Source organism: Varibaculum timonense, from assembly GCF_027694345.1.
Classification (GTDB): Bacteria; Actinomycetota; Actinomycetes; order Actinomycetales; family Actinomycetaceae; genus Varibaculum; species Varibaculum timonense_A.
Map to the genome: position 1 here is coordinate 51,536 of NZ_JAQEVU010000002.1, position 25,391 is coordinate 76,926.

Below are 25,391 nucleotides of genomic sequence, written 5' to 3' on the forward strand. Positions count from 1 at the left end.
GGGCTTTGAATGGTAGCTTTTACCATAAATTTGGCCAAAAAATCCCAAGTTCGTTTAATAGTTTACGAGTTAATGGCAAAGAAATACCAATGATACCGTGAGGGTCACCTTTAATTGAATCAATAAACGCTCCCCCTAAGCCATCAATGGTGAATCCTCCTGCCACCTCCAAAGGCTCTTCACTTTCAGCATAGGCTCGCGCCTCGTCCTGGGAAATTTCGCTAAAGTAAAGGGTCGCTTCAGAATGTCCCTCAGCCTCTTTATCAAAGCTAAAGCCGTTTTCAGTGCGAAGTAAAGAAAGTGTGCAGTGACCGGTAAACAGTATTGGGCAAGCTCCAGAAAGCTCCCTGATTTGGGAGAGGGCGCGCTCAAAAGTATGGGGTTTACCCCGCAGTTGCCCGTTCAGCAACAACATCGAGTCACACCCCATCACCACCAGGCGGTCTCCGACTGAAATGCGGGAAATCGCTTGCCGGGTCGTAGTCTCAGCCGGTAAAGATCCCAAGTCAGAAATACTGGTGACAGTTAATAAATCTGCTATTTTATGGGCTTTCGAGTGCGCCAATGCCGTAACCACCTGTGAAGGGGCAGCATCACCCAGTCGGGCGCGCACTGCGTCCTCGTCAATATCGGCCGCCCAAACCAAAGGGGAAATCCCCGCCCCAGTCAGGACTTTTACGCGCGCCGAGGACGCAGAGGCTAAAAGAAGTCGATCAGTCATACTCTCTATCATAAGAAGATGGCGCGTGCAGGGAGAGGCATAGGAGAAGGAGAGAGGGGGTGCTAGGGAGCGAGTGAGGGTGAACCCGGAGGGAGAGTGGGTGAATCGGGAGGGAGAGTGGGTGAATCGGGAGGGAAAAGACGGAAACAAAAAAGCAAGCCTCCTCTGAGCGGCAAAAGCAAAAGCACAGGAAAAGTCCCGAAAATAAAACAAATTCTCCCACTACGAAGACCGAAACGTCAGAAAAACTACGGAACACAGAAAAGACTTTCAAATAAAGTTACCGAAATACCGCGTCTGTTAGGAAAAGTGAGGTCGTTCACCTTAAGGTTGAAGAGTGAGTGATTTCATGTCAGCTGCCCACCTCGCGCGAAATACCGTGATGCGTCCGGTATGGAAACTTATAGGGGGTGCACCCACTATGACCATGCGGGAAATGGCAGAACAATTAGGGGTAGAAATTGAAGTAGTTGATCGATTTTGGACTTCCTGCGGTTTCCCTAAAGCTGACCCCGACACCTATATGTTCACCGAGCAAGATGCGCAAGCAATTAAAGAATGGAATCAAGAAGTCGGGGAGGGGGCACTCGCCCGCAATACGGTAACTTCTCTGCTACGCGCCCAATCATATATGGCCGATCGCCTGGTGTTGTGGCAACTAGAAGCAATCGTGGCTGACTTTCAGGAACGAATGCAACTGGACGATACCTCTGCCCGTTTAGTCGTCTTGGACGAGATTGACCAATATATAGAGCTGCTGCAATCCCAACTGGGATATGCCTGGCGCCGGCAAATGGCATACCTTTTGCTCAACACCAACCGAGAAGTTGAAATGCGCGACGCGAAAGCCGCGGTATCTGATTCCTATCCTCTCGATCGTTGCATGGGATTCGTGGATATGGTTGCCTATACACGTCGCTCCTCAACTATGAGCGGAGCGGCGCTCGCGGATTTAGTGCAAAGTTTTGAAATGGCTTGTCGGGACGTGATAACCACTCGGGGAGGACGAGTGGTCAAGACCTTAGGGGATGCCGTCCTGTTTGTCGCTGACGATTTGCTAGTTGCCGCCGATATTGTGTGTGCCATGGTTGATTTCTTGAACTCTCGCCCCGAGATTTTGCCGGTGCGTGCTTCCCTGGTGCATGGGCGGGTGGTTTCGCGTTCTGGAGATATTTTTGGTCCCCCAGTTAATCTGGCTTCGCGCCTGGTTGATATTGCTCCTCGCGGGCAAATCTTAATGGATGCTACCTCGGCGAACCAGCTTCGCGAACTGGACAGAGAGGGACTGTTTACAGTCAAACAGGCAGAGACTGCCGACTTGCAGGGATTGGGGGAAGTGGAAGCTTGGCAGCTTACTCGCGGTAAAACTGATGGTGCTTCCAAACCTTTGATTCGTCGTACTATCTTAGAGATACTTCCAACGGTGGCAAAGGAATAGTAAAGCTAATATAAATCTGAGCCGCTAGCGCTAAAGAATTGTTTAGATTACCATGGAAATATGACTACAGTTTTACTTGTTGAAGATGATCCCGCAATCTCCGAACCATTGGCGCGCGCCCTAGGGCGTGAGGGATATGAAGTGCGTTCCCACGGTACCGGTAGGGGAGCTCTCGGCGACATTATCGGTGCTGATTTAGTGGTTTTAGACCTAGGGTTACCGGATATTGACGGTCTAGACGTAGCTCGGGAGATTCGTTCCCAAGGGTCATCTCTGCCGATTCTGGTGCTCACCGCGCGCACCGATGAGGTCGATATGGTAGTCGGGCTAGACGCGGGAGCAGACGACTATGTAACCAAGCCTTTCCGCCTAGCGGAACTGTTAGCCCGGGTGCGCGCCCTTTTGCGCCGTGCCGGTAGTGACTTTCAAGATGACACCCTCGAAGCACAAGACATAAAAATTGATGTCTCTGCTCATCGAGCTTTCCAAGATGGGCGAGAATTGCAGCTGACCGCTAAAGAATTCGATTTACTGCGGATATTGATTAAAGAAGCTGGTAACGTGGTTTCCCGCCAAGTAATTATGCAAGAGGTGTGGGGCTCAGATCCCGCTGGCTCTACCAAGACCCTAGATATGCATATATCCTGGTTGCGGCGCAAACTTGGCGACGATGCCGCCTATCCCTATTACATTTCCACGGTGCGAGGGATGGGTTTCCGTTTCGAGACTGAACGAAAGTAGCCAGCGATGCGCCGCCGCGCGTTGCTAATGGTTTTCCAATCCGTCCTGGTATCCCTGACTCTGCTCGGGCTTCCCCTGGCGGTATTGGCTCCCTCCTATGTGTGGCAGTCGGCTCAAAGTGCTCAAAACGGTCAGGTCGCTACGTTGTCGCGTTATCTCGACCAGATTGGGGTGCATGACCTAGAGAGGATGCGCCAAGCGGTATCCCAATGGCAAAAGGTAAACGTTCCCGAATCCCAAATCACCATTGACCAGCGAGAAAAACGAATATATGATTCTGGTGCTATCGCTAACAGGTGGAAACTACAATCCCATACCCGCAGTGCAGGCGGTCTGTATATCACTATCCGCTCCTCCGCTGTTCCAGTAATCTGGTCCTCCATCGGAGCCGTCTGTGCAGTTCTAATCTGCGCAGCAGTGGCGCTCGGCGCGGGTACTGCTTTTGCATTCCGCGGCTCTAGACGCTTGGCAGCGCCCCTAATCTATCTGTCTGCACAGGCAGAACAAGTAGGCTCAGGGGCAGTTCAAGCCCGGATTGAACCCACAGGGATTGAAGAAATTGACCTGGTTAGTGAGGAGCTTTCCCGCTCAGGAGAACGCATTATCGGCAGAATCGCGAAAGAACGTCAGTTCGCTTCCGATGTCACCCACCAGCTGCGTACCCCGCTAACCGCGCTGTCAATGCGGATTGAAGAAATCGAGTATTTAACCGACAATGAGGAAGTAAAACACGAAGCCGAAGCCTGTCTAGAGCAAATAGAACGGATAACTCAAGTAGTTGGGGACTTGAAAGAACGTGCCCGACAAGCTACCCATGGCAATACTCAAGCCGTAAAAATAGAGGAAATTTTCCGTCAGCAAAAGGACGAATGGGCAGGTCAATTCGCGGCAAAAGGACGCGAAATTCTGTTTATTAACCAGGTGAGTGACCGCTTACCCCTAGCCACGCCCTCCTCACTTTCGCAAGCGATAGCCACATTAGTAGAAAACTCCCTCAAATATGGGGCAGGTACAGTTACGGTTTCGACCCGCAAAGGAGTGTCAAAACGCTCGATTTTCGTAGAAGTTACTGACGAGGGCGAGGGCGTGAGCGAAGAAATAGCTCCCGATATTTTCCGGCGGGGAGTTAGCGGTCATGGCTCTAGCGGAATCGGTCTGGCGCTCGCAAAAGACCTGATAGAAGCGGATGGGGGACGGATTGAGCTAACTAGCCGTAAACCGGTGATGTTCACGATTTCACTATCGGCAGTTTCGGAATCCATGTCCCCAGACCGTCTGCTCCCAGAAGGCGGTCTGGTAGTAGTGGGACGGCGGCACGGACGGCATTAAGGTAGCTAGCGCCTTTGGGTTCTTATTCAGAATCCATGAACCCGGCCGAATCCACAGGTGCCGTCAGTGGCATAGGTAGCACCACCTGTTCATCAGGACGTGCCGCTAGTTGGGTGCGAATATAATCTTTGACGGCTTTGCGGGTATGGACATGATGTCCAGCTTTTTCTGACATAAACCAGCGATGTTCTAACACTTCGTGGAAAATCTGGGCAGGCTGAAGTTTTGCTTGCAAATCATCGGGAATCGCGCTGATAGTGGGCAGATAAATCCGATCCATCCAGGTGTTCGCCACCAGACGCAGCGGGGTTTTCTCAAGTTTTTTGCGACGCTGATAAGTCAAAATGTCGGTATAAATGCGTTTTGCCTGTTCCTCTTGAACTTCCAAACCAGTTAAATCTTTTACGCGACGCTGAAAATGCCCCGCCTCGACCACGCGGGGTTGGAAACGAAGAAAATCGCCGTCCTCGTCAGATTCAATATCAACCTGACCGATATCGAAACCCAGCTGCCCAAGTCTTTCCGCCCTCGCCCCAACCCGCCAAATCTCATCGGCGGGAATACGCTCAGAACCGGTTAAATCATTCCATAAATCCTGGTAGCGCTGCTCTAGATAATCGCCGATTGCGGTAACGTCAATATCGGCGTTTACCAGACCCCCGGCCTGCAAATCCATCAATTCTCCGATGATATTCATTGCACCCAAGGAAACATCGTATTCGCGAGACCGGTCGGACAGATTATCGTAAAAGCGTCCCGTTTCCGCGTCTACCAGGTAAGCGGCATAGATACCCGCGTCCCGACGGAACAAAGTGTTAGACAAAGATACGTCCCCCCAATAAAAACCATTCAAATGGAGACGTACCAGCAAAACTACTAGAGAATCCAGAACCCGTTCCAAGTTATCCCTAGATAAATGCTTCGATAATAATACCCGGTAGGGGAGAGAGTATTGCAGGTGATGGGTGATTAAGGCGGCGGAAAGCTCTTCGCCATTCTCCTCAACCCTCCCGGCAACCACGGCGGCAACACTAACGGAAGGGAGTTCTTTTTGGTGCAGCTCCCGCAACATCTGGTATTCGTGAAGCGCGTCCTCTTCCGGTATCTCTTTTACCGCGAAAATCGCCCCGCCAGCCTTAATGAAACGCACCACGTGACGAGAAATACCGCGTGGAAGCGCAGCCAATAAGTCGTTAGGCCAGTCCTTTAATGGTAGTGACCAGGGCAGAGAGGGAATCAGAGAATAAAAAGAAGAGGTTCCCGAGGTAGTGACTCGCAGTTTTTGTTTACCTGGCATATTTCCTCCTCTTACCTAACACCGGACAATTGTTTCACAAGTGGTTGGGTAAGTGCGAACGTGGTTAGCTAAACTCGATTTAGGAACATTACGAAACAGGTGGGGAAAGCGTGGTCGAGCAGCAAATAGGCGGATACCAGGTTCTTGAAACCCTGGGGGCAGGGGGAATGGCTTCGGTCTATAAAGCCCAATCTGCCGATGGTCGCCTGGTTGCTTTAAAGTTCCTGCATCCGCAGATAGCTAATGATCCCACTGCCAGAAAACGCCTGGAGCGGGAAGCAGACGCGATTAACCGGGTCAGCTCCTCCGGAGTGGCAAAAGTTATTGAAGTAAATATCGATGGCGATACGCCCTATGTGGCAATGGAGCTGATTAAAGGGGTAACTCTGGCCGAGGACGTAATTAAGCATGGTACTTGGGACTTACCGGATTTGATTGACTTGGCAAAATGGTTGGCACGGATTTTACGGGAACTGCACAGTGCCGGGGTTTTGCACCGGGATATAAAGCCGGCAAATATTATGATTGCGGCACAAGGACCGGTGCTTATCGATTTCGGAATCTCCCAAACTGTTGGTGAAGAACGGCTAACCGCTACCGGTTTGGTTACCGGGACTCCGGGATATATTTCTCCACAGCTGATTCACGGTGAAAATGCCCAGGAGCAAGATGACTGGTGGGCATGGTTATGCGTGTTGCTCTATTGCGCAAGTGGGCATCCTCCTTTCGGGTCTGGACCTATTGAAGCAGTCCTAGGGCGAATCGGTGCGGGTAGCCCAGATTTGTCGGGGATTCCGGGGCAGCTAGCGACCGTGTTTGCTGCCGGTTTTCAAGTAGATCCCGCGCTTCGTCCTTGCCCGCAGCAACTAATAGCGGCTTTTGAAGCGGTTAGTGAAGGGGAAAACCCTACGTCCTATCTGCCAGTTACCTCCCCGGATTCGGTGGTGCTAGATAGCAACGATTCCGGTTTTGCTAACAACGCGGCTCTCCTTGGGGAGGAGCTCCTTGGGGAGGAGGCGGCGACTGCGCTTAGTGCTCCTGGCGGTGGCGCAGCGGTGGCAGGCAGGCAAAGCGTACTTCCCCCCAGTTACGCTCCGCGGAATAATCAACCGGTAAATGGGGTGGCTCTCGCTACAACCGCAGCTTTGTTAGATGAAAATAATGGGGACTATCCTGCTCCGCCTGCCAATAGTGGGGGACAATTACGGGGAAGGAACGAGGGCGAGCAGCTAAAACCTATAGGGGCAGGTCTAGGTACCGATTTTAGGGCTCAAGGTCAAGATTCGCATTTACGCACTATTGGGGACAGCCAAAGCGAAGCCGGGAATCTTTCTGGTTCAGCCGAGTGGCAACCCCGTTATATCCCCCACAAATTGCCCCTGGCGTGGTTGTCCTGTGTGCTGTTGATGTTGGCATTATGCCTGGGGGCAGGGGCAGTAGCTTTGAACCCAAACTCCTTGGTCAGAGACTTAAACTCCTATGTTTATGCCGCGATTATGATGGTCGCAGTAGGAGTTTTCTGCCTATTTGGAGTGTTCAGGGCGCGTTTGCGTGATGCGCAATTAGTTTCCGGGTTGCTTAAACCCCCGCGAGCAGCCCTTAAATCCCAACCCGTCCTCACTCCCCTAATAGGGGCAGCGCTAACTACTATCATGGTGGGAGTGGGAGTGACCTTGATAGGAGAATATGGGTGTCAGCCACTTATCGAGGTTGCCAACTCGCTGCTACCGGCGGGAATACGGGAGATGCCCGAGGTGCAGCACCTCTGGTTATATTTAACGTATTCCCTGTTCACGGCAATCGTAGCGCTGTGTTCGCGGGCGTTTAGGGTAGGCTTCGGCAGTGCTATGCGAATGTTTAGCGGCCCGGTTAGCCGCGTGTTTTGGCTATTAGTAACGGTAGGGGCGGCAGCCACGGCGCAATATATGGTGGTAAATGGAAACTGGTAAGCGAGGAGTGGGGCGAGCGGATACCCAGATAAGCCTAGTGGCATCACTTGGCTGGGAGGAGGGCGCGTCCTCGTCTATGCTTGAAACAATAAACCAGGAAATTTGCGGAGAAAACGATGACACAGAAAAAAGGAAAAATCCAAGCTGGAAAAGCTAAAAATTCGGCTCAGAACCAGAAAGCCCGGCAAGAAAAGCTCTGGAAACAAGTAGAGGCGCAACGCGAAGCCGCGCGGCGCAAACAGACAATGAAACGCGCACTGATTGCGCTGGTGGTGCTAGTAGTAGTGGCGGCGGTCGCCCTCGCCGGATACCTGATTGCACAGAGCGGAAATAACCAAGCGGCAGAAGCGCAGAACGGTAGCGGCGCAGTCATTTCCGGTCAGAGTCCAGAAAAAATAGCTGCCCTGTCGGGTAAAGAAGCAGTTGAGGCTGCCCAAGGGATTTTAGTTAGTGATAAGGGTGTGTATAAGGCAAAGACAGGCGTGCCCACGGTTGAAATGTGGTACTCCTATGCTTGCCCGGCCTGCTTAAATGTAGAAAAGCAAAACGGTAAAGAAATTTTGAAACTGGCTAAAGATGGGAAAACCAATCTGGTTTTACATACAGTGGTTACTCACGCGATTCCTTGGACAGTGATTGCGGGAGAGGCGGCGATGCAGGTTGGTGCCGAGCAGCCCGATAAACTGTTGGATTTCCATGAAAAGCTAATGGCAGTTGCCTGGGAAACCATGTTTGCTAAAGGCGAGGAGCAAGGCTGGAAAGACCAAGGTCAAAACACAATTATGGCTGATGCCGGGCAATCTTTGGCGAAAATCAAAGAAATTGCTAAGCAACTGGGAATCAAAGATGAAGTGATAGCCACCTTTGCTGCCGATACTGAATCTAAGCGACTAATCGGCTGGCAACAGCAGTGGGCTGACGCCGCCGGAAAACAAACTAAACAGGTGGGAACCCCGATGTTTGCTTCCAATGGCAAATTGGTTGAAAAGCCCTTCAATAATGATGGTTCTTTGAATGAAGGGGCGCTGTTGGGTAAATAGCCGTTATACCTGTGGTTTCCGTAGGTTTCCAAGCCGGGATTTAGCTGCGGTTTTGGTCATCTACGGAAGTCATGGCAAACTAAAGGACGTGCCTTTTCGAAGGCGCGAGGGTGGTGCTGGTTGCAGCGCTTCCTAGGCCGACTTAGCTCAGTTGGTAGAGCAGCTGTCTTGTAAACAGCAGGTCATCGGTTCGAGCCCGATAGTCGGCTCCAGGCGAGAATGGTTATTGTCGCGCAGCTAGGATTTGGTTGCGAGTCTTTACAATTCGGCAGGCATTTTCACCACCCGAGCGAACGGAGGCCTTTTTTCCCATGGGTCTATAGGTGTTGCCTATGAACTTTTTTCTAGCATTCTCGGCAGATAGTATATTTTGTTCACTCATGTTCTAAAAATATCAGCTAGCTGAGAAAGCGGAAGTGTCTTGCTGGGTTCCCGTGATTGCTCCCTAGCCATTTCTCATTATTCAGTCGAGTGGGAAAGGTAGCGCAGCAAGAATGATTCATATGCATAAGAGCGGCGGATAGCGATAATCACTCATAGTGACTTAGAACGCGTCAAGGTCGTGCTGCTTATATCACCATCGGAGAATGTTCATTTTTGAAGATTGTTTGGGGCAAATCGTAGCTTACCGGTGTTGGTGATTATTGCTCGTTTTTAAAAAGCTTCGGTCTCCTACGCGGTAACACTTGGGTTAAACAGGAGAAACGTAAAAAATAAACCCTACAACTTAACGTTGCTTAACTCCTAGGCTTGATGTGATTATGAGCATAAGCGTCCAAAAGGGTCTCAGCAAAGAAGCGAGCCTTGGGCGTTACAAGGAGAAATGCATGAGGGTTAATGAGAACCGTAGTAGGGCTACCCGCGGATCGGCATCTGATATCGCCCAGGTGTTGGGAGTGTCGAAGGCAGCGGTCTCCTATGCATTAAATGGGAAGCCAGGAATCTCTGATGAAACCCGGCGGTCAATAATCGAATTGGCACGTGCTTACGGTATAGAAGTACCAGAACGTGCTACAAATATGCACACTATCCCCTCGTTGGTAGGTTTGGTACTTGCGGATCTTTCCAACCCGTTTTACCAGGAGCTAGGCGTTGCTGTAGCAGAGGTCGCTCGGTCACATAATCTAAACACGCTGTTAGCTCATACCGGCGACCGTCCTAAAGATTTGCTCTCGACCGTGCAAACAATGACTCAGCATGGAGTTAATGGAATCATTCTTACCGCAACACAAGACGGCGATGCTTCGGTAGCTCGCCTATTGCGCAATGCAAACCTGCCTTATGTACAGGTATCACGCAAAATGCCAACAGTACGTGCAGCTTTTGTGGGAATAGATAACAAGAACGCGGCAAAAGATATGGCTCTACATATGGTGAGCCACGGATATAAGAAGATAGCGCTGGCTATTGGTCCCCGGAGATCTTCGGCTTCAAACGAGCGTCACGTTGGGTATCTTGAAGGTCTAATCGAAAGCGGATTGTCCACCCCTACCGAGTGGATTGTGCGTACCGATCTGGGAACTGGGGGCGGGTATAACGCCGCAAAACATTTTCGTTCGCTAAAACGTGGGTTACCAGAGGCAATTCTGTGTGGCTCAGATGCCATTGCTTTTGGGATAATAGAGGATTTTAACGCTCATGGTATTAGCGTTCCTGACGACGTCGCTGTGGGAGGTTTTGATGGTGTTACTCCAGCGGTATGGCCAGGATTTTCACTTACCACTATCGTGCAACCAATTCGTGCGATGGCGGATCAAGCTGTGGTGCAGCTAGAAAACCTGATGCGTAACGAGCGGGTCAAGCAAACGGACATCGTATGTCCATATGAACTACATATCGGCAATTCTTGCCGCTGTCAACCTATTTAATCTAATGAAAGGTATAAGAATAATGGATTCGATATCGCTAAACGGCAGGGTTGCGGTAGTAACCGGAGCCTCGCAGGGGATTGGTAAAGGCATCGCGCTAAAACTTGCGCAGCGCGGCGCCACCGTGGTTGTTGTAGATATTAATGGCGAGGCTGCCAAGGTGGTGGCTGAACAGTGTGGAGGCAAGTCACGATCCATTGCCTTGAATGTTGCCGATCGTGAAGCTGTGGATGCTGCCATAGAGCAGGTGATTGCTGAACTGGGCAAGATTGACATCCTGGTAAATAACGCCGGAATCAACCGTGACGGCATGCTTCATAAGATGACCGATGACATGTGGGATGTGGTGCTCGCAGTAGATCTTTCTGCCGTTTTCTACTTGTGTCGCAAGGTAGGAGCCCATATGCGTGAAAACCAGTATGGGCGCATTTGTAACGTGGCCTCCGAATCTTGGCAAGGAAACGTGGGGCAAACTAACTATGCTGCAGCAAAAGGTGGAGTTGTCTCCCTAACCCGCTCTATATCCAAGGAGCTGGGGTTCAAGAATGTGACCGCCAATGCAATTGCCCCTGGCTTTATTGAAACGGATATGACCTGCAAGCTTAAGGAAATTCCTTCACGTGCTGGATTCGAGAACCTCTATGAAGAGCAAGTCGCAAAGGTGTCCCTCAAGCGTGCCGGAAAACCAGAGGATGTAGCCAATCTGGTTGCGTTCCTGGTATCTGACGATGCCTCCTACCTGACCGGTGAAACCATTCGCATCGGAGGGGGATACAAGCTATGAGCTTTAAACAAGTGACGCCCGAAGAAGTAGCATCACTGATTCCGAACGGGGCTACTGTAGCTGCCGATGGTTTCACCATGATGAGCGTAGCTGATGAAATCTATGCGCATATCGAACAGTCATTCTTAGAAAAAGGTACCCCGAATAATTTGACATTCGTACATGCAGCTGGGCAGTCGAACCGAGTGGATGGGCTAGCTCGCCTGGCACACCCAAAATTACTAAAACGCGTAGTGGGTCCACACTGGGGACTAAACCCGCCTATGGCAAACCTCTTGGGTGAAGACGAGGTAGAAGCTATTTGCTTACCTCAAGGTCAAATATCCACGCTGTATCGTACGATAGCAGCCGGTAGGCCGGGCCAGCTTTCTACTGTGGGATTAGGTACTTTCATTGATCCACGGCTGGATGGGGGGCGAATTAACGATTCTGCCCGTGCAGTCACAGCTCCTGACGAGTATGTGGAACTGGTGGAAATAGATGGTAAGGAATATCTGTTCTACAAGTCTTTCCCGATTGACGTGGCGATTATACGGGGAACGAAGATAGATCCAGATGGAAACATATCGCAAGAAGACGACGTGACAATTCTGGATTCACTGGCAATCGCGCAATCTGTTCATAATAATGGCGGAATCGTAATTGCCCAGGTGAAGCAGATTGTAGAGCGTGGTGACATTCCGGCTCGTCTGGTGAATGTTCCCGGTGTGCTGGTGGATTACGTTATGGTGACTTCCGATCCAGCGAAATACCACAAGCAAACTAACTCCGCGATTGAGGTAAATATGGATTTGATCACGGGGTATGCCTCCTCTGAGGAACTTGCAAAGTCCATCCTTGCCCACGAGGTGGAACCAGTTCGGGTACGCATTGGGGAGAGGGGCGCAAAGCTGGTACGCGACGGAGACATTATTAATCTGGGTACCGGTCTCCCTGGTGACTCCATAGGTCGGGCGCTCGCGGTGAGCGGTAAGCTCGCCAAAGTTACCTTAACGGTGGAGTCCGGCACATACGGAGGTGTCCCGCTAGGGGGAGTGGACTTTGGGTGTGCAATTCATCCGGCAGCTATTATCAGCCATCCGCAACAGTTCGATTTTTACAACGGTGGCGGCGTGGACATCACCTACATGGGTGTGGGGCAAGTAGATGGTAAAGGCAATATTAACGTTTCGGCTTTCGGTGGCAAAGCCATCGGCTGCGGTGGCTTCATGGACATTGTGGACGGTGCGAAACGAATCTGCTTCCTGATGATTGCCGATTCGAAACATCCCAAGTGGGTAGATGAAGTGGATCAATTAACTTTCTACGGTGCTGCCGCCCTAGATAAAGGGCAAGAAGTCTACTTGGCTTCTGAACATTACATGGTGCAACTAACCACCGAAGGCTGGAAGATTCTCGAGGTTGATGACAATGACGCTGCTCGCCAAGCAGCGGCGCTTATACATACGACGCGTTAAGTAAAACACTGGATTCCGCGAAGGCGGGAGCGGTTCTATTAAGAAAGGTAAACAATTGGAAAAAATAGTCATTATTGAGGGCGCAAGGACTGCAATCGGTACATTTGCTGGTTCCCTGTCCACTACGCCTAATCACGTCATGGGGGCAACCGCGATGAAAGCGGCGGTGGAACGTTCTGGCGTTCCCATGGATGCAATTGATGAAGTAGTAGTTGGCTGCGTGGGACAAGTAGGCGGCGATGCCTTCTTGGCACGCCGAATTTCCTTAGAGGCGGGAGTTCGCAAAGAGTCCACTGCTTTTACAGTAAATAGGTTATGTGGATCGGGGTTGCAGGCAGTTCAATCTGCAGCGCTTGAACTGCGTGCTGGAGATTCGAAATTTGTAGTTGCAGGTGGTTCTGAAAATATGTCGAACCAGCCCTTTATGGATTTTCAGGCGCGTAACGGCTGGCGCACTGGAAACCATACCTTGGTTGATGGAACCATGTCGCTAGTAACCGATCCTTTTGGTGGTTACCCGATGGGAGTTACCGCAGAAAATGTGGCGGATAAATTCGATATTTCCCGCACGGATCAAGATGCTTTTGCAGCACGTTCACAAAGGTTAGCCGCAAAAGCTCAAGCTGACGGCATGTTCCAAGATGAAATCGTGGACATCACAGTTAAGGAACGTAAGTCGGAGCGTGTGTTTAACACCGATGAGCATTTGCGACCCACCTCCAACGAGGAGAAGTTGGCCAAACTACGTCCTGCTTTCCGCAAAGGTGGATCCGTTACCGCCGGTAATTCCTCCGGCATTAACGATGCTGCTGCCATGTTGGTGATGACCACTGAATCTATTGCAAAGGCGGAAGGTTTAAAGCCGATTGGTGAGCTGGTTAGTTTTGCAAAGGCAGGTTTGTCTCCCGAAATTATGGGTTTTGCTCCATCGTTAGCGATTCCCCGCGCTCTAGAGAAGGCCGGACTAACTCTTTCCGACATTGATTGGATTGAACTCAACGAAGCTTTCGCTGCTCAAGCTTTGGCAGTAATCCGTGACCAGGATTTGGATATGGATAAGACTAATCCGCTGGGTGGCGCGATTGCATTGGGGCACCCGGTGGGAGCAACTGGCGCTATTTTGACACTTCGTACCCTTTACAACCTGCGCCGCACCAACACCGAATTTGGCATGGTAACCATGTGCATTGGTGGCGGTCAAGGGGTAGCAGCAGTATTCCGTGCATTATAAAGGAGTTCCTAATGAAAATATCAAAGGTGATAGATCTAAAACCCAATCTGGGTGAAGGCCCAATATGGGATGTTAAAAACCAAGAGCTGTGGTGGATTGATTCTCAAGATGGAAGGTTGTTCTGCCACCACGAAGACACTAGCAATCTACGAGTTTGGGACGTGCGAGAAAAAATTGGTTCCATGGCGTTGTATCAAGATGGAAAGTCGGTTCTGCTAGCGCTTCAAACTGGACTTTACAAGTACAATCTGGAGGCTGATAAAGCTGAATTAATTTCAGATCCAGAACCTGAATACCCAAAGAATCGACTCAACGATGGAAAGGTAGATTTCCGCGGACGTTTTGTTTTCGGATCGATGGATACCATGGAAGAAGCCCCGACTGGTCGCCTGTATTCCTATGAAGAGGGCAAAGAACTACGGGTGCTTGACGAAGGAATCATTTGTTCGAATGGTCCATGCTGGTCACCTGATGGATCAATCTTCTATTTTGCAGATACCTGGACCGGGGACATCTGGGCGTACGACTACGATTTGGAAACTGGTGACGTTTCTAACCGACGAGTGTTTGCGACCGTAGATCAGTCGGATGGGGGAGCGTGCGATGGAATGACTGTTGATGCTGAAGGATTCGTCTGGCAAGCACACGTGTATGCGGGAAAGCTGAATCGTTACGATCCCGATGGAAAACTGGAACGCCAAATTGAAATGCCGGTAAAGAAGGTTACCTGTCCAGTATTTGGTGGGTCGAATTTAGATCGGCTTTTTGTTACCACCATGGCGCGTCCTCCGCTTCCCCGTTTCCCCGAAGACGGTGCTGCGCGCGGAACCTTGTATGTGATTGATGATCTTGGAATTAAAGGCTACGAGACTCCTCGGTTTGGAAAATAAGGAGAAGAAATGAAACATAATCGAATCAGCCGCGGTTCTGCGCCTCTTAGCCTTATCCCGAAAGGATCTTGGGTTGCCCTTGGCGTAACCTGGATTATTTGGGCTATTAACGCTTTCGATCGCGAAGTAATACTTCGCCTTGGTCCAGTGATATCTCACCACTTCAAGCTGAGTCCGGAACAATGGGGAACAATCACTGCGATTATTATGTTCTCACTCGCAATATTGCCCATTGCTGCCTCGCGTATGAGCGACAAACACGGTGTAGGGTGGAAGAGAGCAGCTTTCCAGGTGCCTCTGGTAATCGGCTATAACCTTATTTCAGCCTTCACTGGAATAAAAGCGATTGCACATAGTCTGACTGTATTTATTGCCCTGCGTATCGGAGTAAATCTGGGCGCAGGTGCAGGCGAACCTATTGGTATTTCTAACACTACAGAATGGTGGCCAAAGGAACGTCGCGGATTCGCGTTAGGTGTACATCACACGGGTTACCCAATTGGAGCGTTGTTTTCTGGTTTGGCTGTAGCTTGGATTTTAAAGACATTCGGCGATAAAAACTGGATGTATGTATTCTTCATAGGTCTAATCGTGTCAGTACCAGTAATGCTTTTCTGGCACTGGTATTCTACTCGTGATCGTATCGTTGCTACTTACAAAGAAATCGAAGCTAATGGCATGACTGTTCCGATAGATCCGGAGCAGGAAGCAATCCACGCAGATGCCGAAGGTGCTGTTGGTAAGTGCTTACGCAATAGTATTGTGATGCTAACTTCTGGAACCACTATGCTTACGCAAATTGTTTACATGGGCATCAATTATGTATTGCCACTGTATCTTGCCAACATTATGGGTCTCGATTTCTCTCGGGCAGCTGCCTACTCAATCGTATTTACGATTACAGGTGCTTTGGGGCAGATTTTCTGGCCGTCACTGTCTGATTATCTGGGACGCCGCACGACAATTGTGTTATGTGGTATTTGGATGGCTGTTGGTGTTGGAGGCTTCTACTTTGTGCGTAGCATGGCGTTCTACATCTTCTTGCAACTTTTCTTCGGTCTAGTAGCTAACGCTGTATGGCCGGTGTACTACGCTGCGGCAACAGATAATGCCCCCGATGGTGCTCACGGTACCGCAAACGGGTTCATAACTACCGCAATGTTCATTGGAGGGGGTCTCGCACCGCTGCTGATGGGATGGCTTATTGCTCTAGGGGGAGGCTGGGAGGTCGCCGCTGGATACAATTTCACCTTCCTCTTCATGGCGGCATGTGCAATCTTAGGGGTGCTTCTCCAGCTCTTTATCCCTAAGGGTGTCTTGGAGTCTCACTATCAGGATGCCTAATCATTCCCGATGAGTAATAACGTCTAGGTACGAACAATCGCTGGTGGGGTAGCCAAAGTTACCGGTTACCCCACCAGCGATAAAGATTGGAGAAGCAATGAAATTTATTCTTGCGCCAGATTCATTCAAGGGAACCATGACCGCAGCTACTGTCGCAGCCACCATGAGGGCCGGAGTTCTTGATGTGTTTCCTGATGCCGAATGTATCGAGGTTCCCATGGCTGATGGTGGCGAGGGAACCACTCGATCCTTAGTCGATGCGCTAGGTGGTGAAATGCGTACTGTCGAAGTTAGTGATGCACTAGAGCGCCCTAGAACCGCGCACTTCGGGTGGATCGAGGCGGAACGCCTGGCGGTCGTCGAAATCGCCGAGGCTGCCGGCATCGAACACCTCACCACAGAAGAGCTGAACCCCCGCGAAGCAAATACCGCGGGCGTGGGTCAGCTGCTCAACCACATACTTGGCCTCTCTCCCGCCCGCCTGATAGTTGGCTTGGGCGGATCAGCCACCAATGACGGCGGCTGGGGCATGGCGCACGCCCTGGGCGCGGTTGCCACAAATGCCGCAGGCAAGGAAATTGAGACCCGGGCACTGGCCCTGGCGGACGCCGCCAACCTGGACACCAGCGACATCAGCGAACGCTGGCAAGATGTAGAAATCACGCTCGCGTGCGACGTCGACAACCCACTCACCGGCGAACGCGGCGCAACCGCCGTCTTCGGCCCCCAAAAGGGCGTGCAACCGAATGAGGTTGAGGTGTTTGACGCAGCCCTCGCCCAATGGGGCAAGCTGCTGGACTCAGCAATCGGGCGTGCCGTATCCGAGATTCCCGGAGCCGGAGCAGCCGGCGGTCTGGGCGCAGCCTTCATGGCACTGCTGGGCGCAAAACCGCAGCGCGGCGTGGAAGTCGTGATAGACACCGTGAAGCTCGGCGAAAAAATCGCGGGTGCGGACTTCGTGTTCACCGGTGAAGGCTCCATGGACTTTCAGACTAAGTTCGGTAAAACTCCGTGGGGGGTTATGCTCGCTGCTCGCAAACAGGGGCTTCCCACTATTGCGTTTACCGGTAATTTAGGGCGTGACGTTGAGTCGCTGCATGAAAATGGCTTTGCCGCCATTGTCCCCACAGTTCGCGAGGTGGGTAGCCTAAAAGATGCTCTCGCAAAAGCTCAACCGACGTTACGTGAGTCGGTGCGGATGACCTGCCGAATACTTGCCGCTGCCAGACATACTAAAGAATTTTGAACAGTCTAATCCCCTTGGGCTAGCAATATCTAATCGCAGTGAGGTCACGCTTGTTTTGCTATCTAAACTGCAAAATATAAGGAGTAAAAAATGATTTCCGGACAAGCACTTTGGCCAGAAGAAATGGTGCAAGATTTGCAACCAGTCGAGGTATACGGGCGAACGGTTCAAACCTATGTACCTGGTCCTGCTTCACTGTATGAAACTCTAGGAAATACCGCGCAACGGTTCGCCAGTAAGGTGGCAATTTATGCTGAGGACGGTAACCGTTTCACTTTCTCTGAAGTCAAGCAGCTAACCGACCAGTTCGCGGTCTATTTGCATACAGAATACAAAATTGGTCCCGGAAACCGGGTAGGGGTATTGCTGGACAACGGAATTGACTTTATTACCTCTTTCTACGCTAGCAACCGGCTAGGCGCCATCATAGTGCCGCTCCCTGGTAAATTCCGTCGGGCGGAAATAGATGCTTTGGTGGCTCGGGCTAACTTAGATTTAGTCATTTGTCATCCTGAGCAAGCTGCTTGGTTTGAGGATAAGCCAGTGGTTACCACCTCCTCTAACACCTGTGCTTGCGGGTTACCTTTGAATAGTGAGAAGGGGGAGTTAGACCCGAAAACAGTGCTGGCAGAGGTTCCACTTCCGGGAATCGAGCAGGACTCCATCCTGCTATTCACTTCGGGAACCACATCCCTATCCAAAGGTGTGCTGCTGACAAATATGAACGCAGTACATGCTGTACGTTCTTATGAAAGGGTACTTGAGTTAACCAGCGATGACACTACTATTATCGCTGTTCCCATCTACCATGTAACCGGAATGATTGCCATCATTGGACTATTTATTTATTTGGGAGGTTCAATTCATATCCAGAAACGTATGGAAGGCAGACCATTTGTCAAGGAAATTTTCATTTCTGAGGTTAGCTTTGTGCATGCCTCTCCTACGGTTTTCGCGTTGATGTTAGAAGAGCGTGATCGTTTTCCCGAACTTCCATCGGTGCAGAAGATGGCATGTGGCGCAGCCCATATGCCAGTATCGCGAATTAAAGAATTACACGAATGGATGCCACAAATGCAGTTCCGTACGGTGTATGGGCTAACCGAAAGTTGCTCTCCTGCTTTCGTGTTTCCCTGTGATGCGGCTGGCTCTCCTTACTTAGGATCCTCGGGATTACCCATCCCCGGACTAGAAGTGAAGATATGTGATGATTCTGGGGCGGAGTTGCCCGTTGGCGAGGTAGGCGAAATAAAAATGCGCGGAGCTAACATTGCTAGGCGCTATGACGAAATCGAAATTGAAGCCTTGACTGCTGATGGTTGGCTAGCCACCGGTGATGTAGGGCGGGCCAATTCTCAGGGGTATATATACCTGATGGACCGCAAGAAAGACATGATTAACCGCGGTGGTGAAAAAATCTGGTGTATCGATGTGGAAGAAGAACTGCGTAGGCTAAACGTGATTGCAGATGCATCTGTGGTTGGAGTTCCCGACCCAATCTATGGTGAAGTTGCTGCTGCTGCCGTGGTACTTGCGGATGGGGCAAACACCAGTGAAACACAACTGAAACAAGAACTAAATAAGCGGTTGGCGCGCTACCAGGTTCCGGTATACTTCCGCCAGGTTTCCGCCATTCCGCTGACCGCTGGTTCGAAGGTGGACAAGAGCGCGGTACGAGCATTGTTTGTTTCTCTCTAAACTGATTTATCCTCTAGATTTTCTTGGAAACTGCCAAACTGTGAGTGAAATTTTAGCGCCGCTGCTGACCTTTCCGGGTTGCCGTGCGCATAAACTGACTGGATCACTTGCGGGTTATTGGTCGCTGCGAGTTAGTGGGAACTGGCGGTTGATTTTTCGATTCGTAGGGGAAGATGTAGAACTTGTTGATTACCTTGACTATCACTGAGGAGGGTTAGAGAGGATGAGTATGGAAAATGCGGTGTATCCCGGGGCGGTAATCCGGGAGGATTTCTTAAAGGAACTTGGGGTTTCAGTTAGTGATGCCAGTCGAAAATTGGGGGTATCTCGAGTTACGCTCTCGCGGGTTTTGAATGGGAAAGCGGCGCTGACTCCTAACCTAGCTTTGCGCCTGGAGCTTGCGGGAATTGGCAATGCCCGCCTATGGCTGGATATGCAGACCTCCTATGAGCTAGCCCAGGCTCGTAGTAAAGAGACTCCCAGGGTAGAGCCGCTAGTTGCCCTCTAGCTTGTAGGGGGACATACGCATTTGAGCCTGTTGTCTGCTGGGAATCGGCGGCGCTACAATAACGGGATTACCCCTGAAGTGATAACAGCTGGTATTTAGCGGTAAATGTGGCGCCTATGCCCAATCTTTAGGGCATGTGGGGACAATAAAATCACCGCAAGCAAGATTTCTTGACACACGTAAGCTTGTCAAGTAAACTTGCTTAATGAGGTTTAAGGCAAGCGCTTTCAAACATGGATACACGCAAGCCGAAATCACCCACGCTATACGCAACGCCTGGCGCATCCTCGACCTTGACGAGGGAGTAACCCTGTTTTTGGGTCCTGCCCCCGATGGACACATAATCGAGGTTCTTACCAACCGAGACGGAGACTGTTTTCACGCCATGACCGCTAGAACCAAATTCTTTCAGTAAGGAGCACCCATGATTACCGACACTAAACTCACTGACGAAGAATACGCCGCCAAGTTCACTCAAACCGACCCAGAAGAAACCATGAAATCTGCGAAGGGAATCTGGGATGCTGACGCCTTCCGGGATATCCAGGTGGCTAGAGACCGTAAAGAACAAGCCGAAATGGAACTCACTCAAGCGGTAGCTAAAGCCCGGCAAGCCGGAATGACCTGGCAAGCAATCGGCGGGCTGCTTGGAATGAGTAGACAGGGAGCTCAATCCTATTACCGGTCGAGAATCGCGTAACACAGACATCACGCCACTTCAGATAAGTACGCTGTTGATGCCAACCTGGGTTTTTGTTCTGAGGTCAGAGGCTCTTGCTTTGTTTCTCATGGCTTTCCGGGTTGGGTAGCCTTTTCCAAATCTTTCCGTGCTGGTGGTAGCGGTAGTGTGGGGGTTGCGTTATCGCCCTCCAGATGTAAAATCGCCCTCCCGAGTGAAGTTTAGAGGCGGATTAACAGGCGCATTAGCCGCCTGGGGAGGGTGATTATGTCTGGGGAGGGCGATTTTGTCTGGGGAGGGTGAAAGGGGTGCTTGCGTCTGTTATGGAACCGCAACGGATACACTGCAAAACCGCAATGGAAGTACTGTAGAACCGCAGCGACAGAGTTGTAAAACCGCAACGGGTCTACTGTAAAACCGCAATGAAATTCCGTCTAAATCTCAATGAAGTGCTAAAATCGGTTTGTGGTTGCCGATATGATTCCGCGAAATGCAAGAGTGTTAGCTGAAGAAATTTTAAGTGACACTCCCGTGCTGACGGTGTCGGGTGCACGCCAGGTGGGCAAGAGCACCCTAGTAACTCAACTGCTACAAAATCGGAGTCATCGCTTACTCAACTTGGATAATGCCGCGACCTTACAGGCCGCACAGGCGGATCCTGACGGTTTTGTGCGCCAGTTCTCGGAAGGGACCGTGGCAATCGACGAAATCCAACGAGTGCCAGCACTTTTTCGTGCAATCAAGGCAGCAGTTGATGAAAATCGTCGGTCTGGACGCTTCATTATCACCGGTTCTTCGAACCTGATGAATCTGAAAGGAGCGGAGGAATCGTTAGCGGGACGTGCGGAAACTCTACGTTTACGCGGTTTCAGCCAGGGGGAACGCGCGGGTTTTAAAGAAGATTTTGCGGCAAATTCCTGGAATTCGCACCCTCAACTACCAGCGTCCAACCTGGAACGCAGTGACTATCTAAGCCTGGTTACCGAATCCTCCTTCCCCGAAATTGCCGAAGCTACTCCTCGGCGGCGTGACCGCTGGGTTCAAGCGTATGTGGAACGGGTATTAACCAAGGATGCTACCGAATTGTATGGGATTCAGTATCCAGATCGACTGCGCCTCTTGCTGAGAAAAATTGCCTCGCAGGGATCCTCAGAATTTGTCGCGGCGCACGCTGGCAGGGAACTGAACATTCCAGAGCGGAGCCTTCCCGGGTATCTAAATGCTTTAAAGGACGTGTTCTTGATTGATGTATTACCAGCTTGGGGTACTAATCTAACCCGGCGAGTGATTTCGAAGCCAAAAGTTTTCCTACAAGATCCTGCCATGGCGACCAGCCTGGTAGGTGTAGATGCCAAGTCTCTAGAAATGCAAATTTCCAGTTCCTTTACCGGTGGGCTACTGGAATCTTTCGTAGCCACTGAACTTTTGAAACAACGAGAGTGGTCAGCGATCCCCTTTAACTTGTTCCACTTCCGGGACTCTACCGGGAAAGAGGTCGATTTGGTTATGGAGTCACGCAGTCGCGAAGTGGTAGCCGTAGAGGTCAAGGCGGCAGTCAGTTTGCAGGGCAAAGATTTTTCCGGATTGCGCCACTTACAAAAGTTAGCTGGTGACAAGTTTCGTTGTGGAATCCTGCTGTATGCCGGAAAAGAATCCCTACCGATGGGATCGGGGCTTTGGGCAATGCCTATCTCGACACTGTGGAGCGTTTAACCGCTTGGAGAGGACGATTTTTTCCTGGAGAGTGCAGCGCTATCGAGATTATTTCGTTGCGAGGTGAGGGCGCGCAGGCGGTAAAAGCGCTCCGTATCTCTGGTCTACGCGGGGGATATATTTTTCCTCCCGCCCAAGAAATCGGGGAGAAATCGAGTCCCTCCCCGATTTCTTATGCCCACCGCGCCCACTCGGATAAAATATATCCCCCGCGCCGGTCTGTCTCGGAGCGGTAAAAGATGCGAGAGGGGACAGATTACCCATGATTAGCTTATTAATCGGATACGTTTCCCTCTAGATAAATTCCAAATCGGTCCTTGTCTCAACTTTTGCAAGGCTCACCGGGATCCCCCGAGCGCTTTTATCGCCCCGAGACCGCACAGGTTGCGTCTGGTATCTCCCGCGTGTAGAGGGAATGATAAGAATCTTAGTAGCCCGATTTTTGTAGGGGCGGGATTCTTCGCAGGAGCGGTGCTAAGACTACTACCAGGGCGATTAATGTGCCGGTGAGGGTGGCTAAATCTGACCAACCCCAGTGATACCAGGCGATACCTCCTAGGGTGTCGAAACAGGGGCCTGTAAGGAAACATTCGTCGCCTTTTAATAGCGGGAGTAGGAATCAAATCAAGCTACCAGCAGGGTTAAATTTTGTCCGGGAAGAAAACTAAGCAGCGGCTACCTAGGGGTTTCCCCTTAAGTAGCCGCTGCGCTTGCTAGATTACGAAAGCCACCTTAGCGTCTTTACCGGTGAGGAATCGGACCAAAATGGCTTTCGGTATTCGGGTCTCTATTTATCTCTTGGCTACGCGCCGGCACACCAGCACTACTCCGGTAGCCAAAGCCAGAATCCCTAGCGCCAAGGCGGCGCTGATTTCAGAGCCGGTAGTGGGCAGCGGAGGAATCTTAACACTCGGAGGTGGGGGAGTATCTCCTGGTGGAGGCGGGGTAGTAGTGGTAGGGGGAGTGGTTTGTGATGGAGGTGGAGGAGTGGTGTCCGAGGGTGGAACCGTGCACTTGTTAGTAATCAAGAACCCTCCGGTGGCATCTCCCATTATTTCACTGCGGTATCCCTTAATCTCTACCTCGGAAACAGTGTATTCAGCGAGTTTACCGTCAATATACTTTGGTAGGTTGGTGAACTTACCTTCCCAAGAGTTAGCAGCATTTAACAGCAGTTTCTTGCCGGTATCTTGCCCATTTGCCAGTAGCTTTACCTCAATTTGGGACACATCCGGACAAGTCTTGTGGGGATTAGACCATTTCTTGGTTACTTCCACCTCAGTGGTCAGCTTATTCACCACTGAAACTGTGTAGGTTTTGGTGGCTTCGTCTTTGGACTCATCGGTTACCGCTAGCTGGTAGCCGTCTAGCTGTTTGCCATTTTCGCCGCTTTCTTTGAAAGTGATTGGCAGTTTCTTGCCGGTCTTGGCATCAATCAGAGTGTCGGGATCGGGGAAGTTTTCGACCGTAGCTGTCCAGTTGTTTTCTTTGCTCAGTTCTATCTGATCAACTTGGAGACCGCCAACCAGAATGTCAAGGTTAATCTTCGTAGGACGCTGCTGCGCATTATCGCCCTCCCAAGATTTTTTGACCTGAAGTTTCCAGGTATCGGGGCTACCTAGAGTAAGTAAACCGTTATTGGCGATTCCTCCGCCACTAATTCCAGTACCGGTAGCGGTGTTATTTTCTATAACTACCCGGGCAAGTTTTTCCGCGAGCTGCTTCGAAGCGGCACTGGGAACCGATTTGAAAGCCTTGTTGTCGTTAATTTCCTGGTTGTAGGGTATTTGAACATTCTCGCCGCCCTTGATATAGCGCGGTAGTCGCCGCTGCGGTGATTTCCAGTTTGAATGGATACCGTAAATCGAGCCATCCTGATACCAAAGTCTTTTTCCTCCGCCCAACATTCTGGGGCTGATAGAAACCGGTTTACCGGCAGTGACAGCCGGCTCGTCATATTTATGTTCAGAGATGCTGACGAAATCATCACCTGCACCCTTGAATTCTTTGTTCTTTCCTCCATCGGGGGCGATGTTGTCGAAAATAGCACTCCCGTGGGTAACGTTAAGAATCGTTTGTCCGGTCGGACAATTCCAGACCCCACCTCCTTGGATGCTGTAGGGGCGACCTCCAGCTTGAACCGGTATCCAGTCCTTAAAGGAATTGTTACGGATCAGCGCATCGTTAATGGTCAAAGAAGAGAAAGTGTCGTTGTAAATAGCGCCACCACCCCAAAATCCCGAGGATTTATTATTAGCAAAATAAGCAGAATTGATAACTGTTTTAGCGCCGTTCTTGTCCTCCTTGGTTCCCCCAGATAGGCTAATCGCCCCGCCGGAGGAGCCGGCAGTATTTCCGGTGAAGGAGCCGCCATCAATTTTTACGGTGCCACCTACAACATTAATAGCGCCACCCCAGGCCAAACATTCATTTTCAGTGAAGTTTCCACCGGTAATATGCAAATCGCTATTAATAATCTTGATGGCACCGCCGCCCTTGTCGCTACCGAGATTACCTTTGAAAGTGCCACCAGAAATGTTGGTATTGATTTTATTTAGAAAGAGGGCTCCGCCTGCGCCGCCATATTCGGATCTCTTATTGCCTTGGAAAGTGCCGTTACTAATGTCCAGAGAGCCATTTTCCATAACCATGGCGCCGCCGTACTCGGTGGAGTTGCCATGAATGCTTCCGCCGGAGATGCCTACGTTGGTGTATGCGGTAAATATTGCGCCGCCATATCCGTTAAATCTGGAATGCTCCACCCGGTTATCGGCTATTTCGCCATCCTTGATGTTTAGGGAGGCAGGCTTTTCTTTACTGCCCCAGATTCCCAGAGCCCCCCCTCTGAGGAGGCCTTGGTTACCTTTAATGGTGCCTCCCTTGAGTGATACTGTCCCGTTGTAGACGGTGATGGGGGCTAGTTTTTCGCTATCGACACCTTCGGGAGTGGCAGCGGAAGCTACCTTTTTCTCTGGCGTGAGGTTATTGGAAAAGTCAGCCTTGCCACTCATGGTGAAGTTGCCGCCATTAACGAAAATCACCGGGCCGGCAGGGTCGGAATCGTGAATAGAACCGGCGCTAAAGTTTAGGTCTCCCTTTATGGTGAACTGCGTTTTGGTGAAGGACGGGCCCGCCAGGTTCAGTTTCCCACCGGATTTCACTTCCACTGCTGGAGTGTTTATACCGGTAACTGTGCCCGCCCCCTTCAGGGTCAGCTCTGCGCCCTCGGAAACCACCAATGGTTTTGACTGTTCATTGAGCGTAAGATTCCCGGTGACCGTCAGCTCATGCTGCCCGGAAGTGAGGGCGTTGGCTTTAGTTACCAGGTCATCCCAAGTGGTGATTCCCTGTGCCGAAGCCGGGATAGTTGAGCCGATAGCGGCAATCACCGCGAGAGTCGCGAGGGTGGCGAAGAACTGGAATATAGAGGAACCCTTTTTTCTTAACACATTCTCATT

At 50.8% G+C, this 25,391-nt stretch carries 22 protein-coding genes and 1 tRNA gene; 20 read left to right on the forward strand and 3 right to left on the reverse strand.

Annotated elements, in window-relative coordinates; genetic code table 11:
• Positions 1–19: 19 nt before the first annotated feature.
• Positions 20–721, reverse strand: coding sequence for a Maf family protein (locus tag PG728_RS01810; RefSeq protein WP_270625433.1), 702 nt, complete (start codon positions 719–721; stop codon positions 20–22).
• A gap of 337 nt (positions 722–1,058) precedes the next feature.
• Here PG728_RS01810 and PG728_RS01815 point away from each other — a divergent pair, with 337 nt between their 5' ends.
• The 3 genes from PG728_RS01815 to PG728_RS01825 are packed head-to-tail and all read left to right on the forward strand — an operon-like array spanning position 1,059 to position 4,229.
• Positions 1,059–2,159, forward strand: coding sequence for an adenylate/guanylate cyclase domain-containing protein (locus tag PG728_RS01815; RefSeq protein ID WP_072509299.1), 1,101 nt, complete (start codon positions 1,059–1,061; stop codon positions 2,157–2,159).
• Positions 2,160–2,219: 60 nt separating this feature from the next.
• Positions 2,220–2,900, forward strand: a complete 681-nt coding sequence (locus tag PG728_RS01820) for a response regulator transcription factor (protein WP_072509300.1) — start codon at positions 2,220–2,222, stop codon at positions 2,898–2,900.
• Between the two features lie 6 nt (positions 2,901–2,906).
• Positions 2,907–4,229 carry a sensor histidine kinase gene (locus tag PG728_RS01825; protein ID WP_270625436.1) on the forward strand — a complete coding sequence of 441 codons (1,323 nt, stop codon included), beginning with the start codon at positions 2,907–2,909 and terminating at the stop codon, positions 4,227–4,229.
• 22 nt (positions 4,230–4,251) lie between these two features.
• Here the strand turns inward: PG728_RS01825 and PG728_RS01830 are convergent, their stop codons facing one another.
• A complete protein-coding gene (locus PG728_RS01830; RefSeq protein WP_270625437.1) occupies positions 4,252–5,526 on the reverse strand; it encodes a DUF4032 domain-containing protein in 1,275 nt (424 codons plus the stop codon).
• A 110-nt stretch (positions 5,527–5,636) separates the two neighbouring features.
• Between PG728_RS01830 and PG728_RS01835 the strand changes: the two genes are divergently transcribed.
• From PG728_RS01835 to PG728_RS01915, 17 genes are all read left to right on the forward strand, one after another.
• Positions 5,637–7,475, forward strand: a complete 1,839-nt coding sequence (locus PG728_RS01835; RefSeq protein WP_270625439.1) for a serine/threonine-protein kinase — start codon at positions 5,637–5,639, stop codon at positions 7,473–7,475.
• Positions 7,476–7,591: 116 nt separating this feature from the next.
• Entirely contained in the window at positions 7,592–8,515 is a 924-nt protein-coding gene (locus tag PG728_RS01840; RefSeq protein WP_072509304.1) for a DsbA family protein, read from the forward strand.
• A gap of 136 nt (positions 8,516–8,651) precedes the next feature.
• A tRNA-Thr gene (locus tag PG728_RS01845) sits at positions 8,652–8,727 on the forward strand.
• 615 nt (positions 8,728–9,342) lie between these two features.
• Positions 9,343–10,383 (forward strand): LacI family DNA-binding transcriptional regulator, encoded by a 1,041-nt coding sequence (locus tag PG728_RS01850; protein ID WP_270625440.1) that lies wholly within the window; start codon positions 9,343–9,345, stop codon positions 10,381–10,383.
• Between the two features lie 22 nt (positions 10,384–10,405).
• Positions 10,406–11,167 carry an SDR family oxidoreductase gene (locus tag PG728_RS01855; protein WP_072509306.1) on the forward strand — a complete coding sequence of 254 codons (762 nt, stop codon included), beginning with the start codon at positions 10,406–10,408 and terminating at the stop codon, positions 11,165–11,167.
• On the forward strand, positions 11,164–12,624 hold the full coding sequence (locus tag PG728_RS01860) for a CoA-transferase (RefSeq protein WP_024059245.1): 1,461 nt from the start codon (positions 11,164–11,166) through the stop codon (positions 12,622–12,624). The genes PG728_RS01855 and PG728_RS01860 overlap by 4 nt, the downstream gene beginning before the upstream one ends.
• A gap of 55 nt (positions 12,625–12,679) precedes the next feature.
• Positions 12,680–13,855 carry a thiolase family protein gene (locus PG728_RS01865; protein ID WP_270625444.1) on the forward strand — a complete coding sequence of 392 codons (1,176 nt, stop codon included), beginning with the start codon at positions 12,680–12,682 and terminating at the stop codon, positions 13,853–13,855.
• A gap of 11 nt (positions 13,856–13,866) precedes the next feature.
• Complete coding sequence (locus PG728_RS01870; RefSeq protein WP_072509308.1) at positions 13,867–14,745, forward strand: SMP-30/gluconolactonase/LRE family protein; 879 nt, start codon at positions 13,867–13,869, stop codon at positions 14,743–14,745.
• Between the two features lie 9 nt (positions 14,746–14,754).
• Positions 14,755–16,089 (forward strand): MFS transporter, encoded by a 1,335-nt coding sequence (locus PG728_RS01875; RefSeq protein WP_270625445.1) that lies wholly within the window; start codon positions 14,755–14,757, stop codon positions 16,087–16,089.
• A gap of 97 nt (positions 16,090–16,186) precedes the next feature.
• The gene (locus tag PG728_RS01880; RefSeq protein ID WP_270625446.1) at positions 16,187–17,335 is read left to right on the forward strand and encodes a glycerate kinase family protein; all 1,149 of its coding nucleotides are present in this window, start codon (positions 16,187–16,189) and stop codon (positions 17,333–17,335) included.
• 90 nt (positions 17,336–17,425) lie between these two features.
• A complete protein-coding gene (locus PG728_RS01885; protein WP_072509311.1) occupies positions 17,426–19,033 on the forward strand; it encodes a class I adenylate-forming enzyme family protein in 1,608 nt (535 codons plus the stop codon).
• The gene (locus PG728_RS01890; RefSeq protein ID WP_270625447.1) at positions 19,020–19,241 is read left to right on the forward strand and encodes a type II toxin-antitoxin system RelE/ParE family toxin; all 222 of its coding nucleotides are present in this window, start codon (positions 19,020–19,022) and stop codon (positions 19,239–19,241) included. Before PG728_RS01885 ends, PG728_RS01890 begins: the two co-directional genes overlap by 14 nt.
• Before the next feature lie 15 nt (positions 19,242–19,256).
• Positions 19,257–19,541: a HigA family addiction module antitoxin gene (locus PG728_RS01895; RefSeq protein ID WP_270625449.1), complete on the forward strand. Its 285-nt coding sequence runs from the start codon at positions 19,257–19,259 to the stop codon at positions 19,539–19,541.
• 205 nt (positions 19,542–19,746) lie between these two features.
• Complete coding sequence (locus PG728_RS01900; protein WP_270625451.1) at positions 19,747–19,956, forward strand: hypothetical protein; 210 nt, start codon at positions 19,747–19,749, stop codon at positions 19,954–19,956.
• A 9-nt stretch (positions 19,957–19,965) separates the two neighbouring features.
• On the forward strand, positions 19,966–20,241 hold the full coding sequence (locus tag PG728_RS01905) for a hypothetical protein (protein WP_270625452.1): 276 nt from the start codon (positions 19,966–19,968) through the stop codon (positions 20,239–20,241).
• Positions 20,242–20,685: 444 nt separating this feature from the next.
• Positions 20,686–21,933 carry an ATP-binding protein gene (locus PG728_RS01910; RefSeq protein WP_270625454.1) on the forward strand — a complete coding sequence of 416 codons (1,248 nt, stop codon included), beginning with the start codon at positions 20,686–20,688 and terminating at the stop codon, positions 21,931–21,933.
• Positions 21,921–22,169: a hypothetical protein gene (locus PG728_RS01915; protein WP_270625456.1), complete on the forward strand. Its 249-nt coding sequence runs from the start codon at positions 21,921–21,923 to the stop codon at positions 22,167–22,169. Before PG728_RS01910 ends, PG728_RS01915 begins: the two co-directional genes overlap by 13 nt.
• 555 nt (positions 22,170–22,724) lie before the next feature.
• Here the strand turns inward: PG728_RS01915 and PG728_RS01920 are convergent.
• Positions 22,725–25,382, reverse strand: coding sequence for a Cna B-type domain-containing protein (locus tag PG728_RS01920; protein ID WP_270625458.1), 2,658 nt, complete (start codon positions 25,380–25,382; stop codon positions 22,725–22,727).
• Positions 25,383–25,391: the final 9 nt, after the last annotated feature.

Bases quoted from the DNA above. Each gene is read 5' to 3' on its own strand.
- PG728_RS01810 (WP_270625433.1), bottom strand. From the start codon at position 721: ATGACTGATCGACTTCTTTTAGCCTCTGCGTCCTCGGCGCGCGTAAAA.
- PG728_RS01820 (WP_072509300.1), top strand. From the start codon at position 2,220: ATGACTACAGTTTTACTTGTTGAAGATGATCCCGCAATCTCCGAACCA.
- PG728_RS01825 (WP_270625436.1), top strand. From the start codon at position 2,907: ATGCGCCGCCGCGCGTTGCTAATGGTTTTCCAATCCGTCCTGGTATCC.
- PG728_RS01830 (WP_270625437.1), bottom strand. From the start codon at position 5,526: ATGCCAGGTAAACAAAAACTGCGAGTCACTACCTCGGGAACCTCTTCT.
- PG728_RS01840 (WP_072509304.1), top strand. From the start codon at position 7,592: ATGACACAGAAAAAAGGAAAAATCCAAGCTGGAAAAGCTAAAAATTCG.
- PG728_RS01850 (WP_270625440.1), top strand. From the start codon at position 9,343: ATGAGGGTTAATGAGAACCGTAGTAGGGCTACCCGCGGATCGGCATCT.
- PG728_RS01855 (WP_072509306.1), top strand. From the start codon at position 10,406: ATGGATTCGATATCGCTAAACGGCAGGGTTGCGGTAGTAACCGGAGCC.
- PG728_RS01860 (WP_024059245.1), top strand. From the start codon at position 11,164: ATGAGCTTTAAACAAGTGACGCCCGAAGAAGTAGCATCACTGATTCCG.
- PG728_RS01870 (WP_072509308.1), top strand. From the start codon at position 13,867: ATGAAAATATCAAAGGTGATAGATCTAAAACCCAATCTGGGTGAAGGC.
- PG728_RS01875 (WP_270625445.1), top strand. From the start codon at position 14,755: ATGAAACATAATCGAATCAGCCGCGGTTCTGCGCCTCTTAGCCTTATC.
- PG728_RS01880 (WP_270625446.1), top strand. From the start codon at position 16,187: ATGAAATTTATTCTTGCGCCAGATTCATTCAAGGGAACCATGACCGCA.
- PG728_RS01885 (WP_072509311.1), top strand. From the start codon at position 17,426: ATGATTTCCGGACAAGCACTTTGGCCAGAAGAAATGGTGCAAGATTTG.
- PG728_RS01895 (WP_270625449.1), top strand. From the start codon at position 19,257: ATGAGTATGGAAAATGCGGTGTATCCCGGGGCGGTAATCCGGGAGGAT.
- PG728_RS01900 (WP_270625451.1), top strand. From the start codon at position 19,747: ATGAGGTTTAAGGCAAGCGCTTTCAAACATGGATACACGCAAGCCGAA.
- PG728_RS01905 (WP_270625452.1), top strand. From the start codon at position 19,966: ATGATTACCGACACTAAACTCACTGACGAAGAATACGCCGCCAAGTTC.